This window comes from Neisseria sp. P0021.S007, from assembly GCF_051956855.1.
In genome coordinates, this window is the sequence record NZ_JBQCXA010000233.1 from 1 (window position 1) to 914 (window position 914).

The 914-nt window shown below is 37.5% G+C and carries 1 protein-coding gene; it reads left to right on the forward strand.

Translation table 11 applies throughout. The features are described 5' to 3' along the window. Positions 1–857 (forward strand): hypothetical protein (locus ACTHUR_RS12470; RefSeq protein ID WP_440398799.1); only part of this gene is annotated, 857 nt, incomplete at its 5' end. Positions 858–914: the final 57 nt, after the last annotated feature.

The following is a 914-nucleotide window of genomic DNA, read 5'->3' on the forward strand; positions in this document are numbered from 1 at the left end:
GAATATATGAATACAACCATGCAACCCAACAACGGTTAATGTGGTATCAATTGCCAGTAATGGAGCTAGCAGGACGTATCCCTAGTAAATTGGCTAACAAATATAAACTGTACCGCGCAGGTAAGTTATCTGCTACACAACTGGCAGCAGAAATAAAAAAACAAGCACCAATTGTTCCAAATGGAAAAGCATTTGATTTTACCAGTGGAACATTGATACCTAATCAAACCGTTAAGCTCACACAGGCACAGAATCTGTCCAATGGAACAACCCTGCCGGCAGGGACAATTGCACGACTAACAGGCAAGGGAGTGGAGGCAACTTTGCCCAATGGTAAAAATGTTAGTTATGCAGGGGTGACTGAACAAAGGGCGTTGCCTGCACCTCGTAAGTCTGATGTAAGCAAAAATACTGATAATAATAAAGTAGTTGATAATGGTAGGAAATCTAATTTTAATAAAACGCCTGATGATACAGATAAAGTATCTAATAACGCGGATAAACCTGAAAAACCTAAACGCGATCTTAATGAAATCAAAAAGCAGTACGAAAATGAAATTTCTGATATTGAAGGAATTGCAAATTACACAGGCAGAGAGGCTGAAAGTCGAGGAGGCTTAAAAGGTGCACTTGAGGAATATGCAAGAACTGGTAAGGAAGTGGGTGTTAAACATCCGTCAAACCATATCCAAAAGACAGAAAATCTTTTAAAAAAAGCAAAAAAATTAGAAAGGAAAATTAAAAACTCAACATTAAGCGATAACGATAAGCAAGCGTTATTAAATAGAATAAATCAATTCCGACAAAACATTGAGCCAGCTTTGAATGATGTAATTAGGAGGAGAGATAGCAAGTGATCACAATGAATGATATTGAAGAAATGAATAGCTACATTGCCGAGCTTATATCTGTCC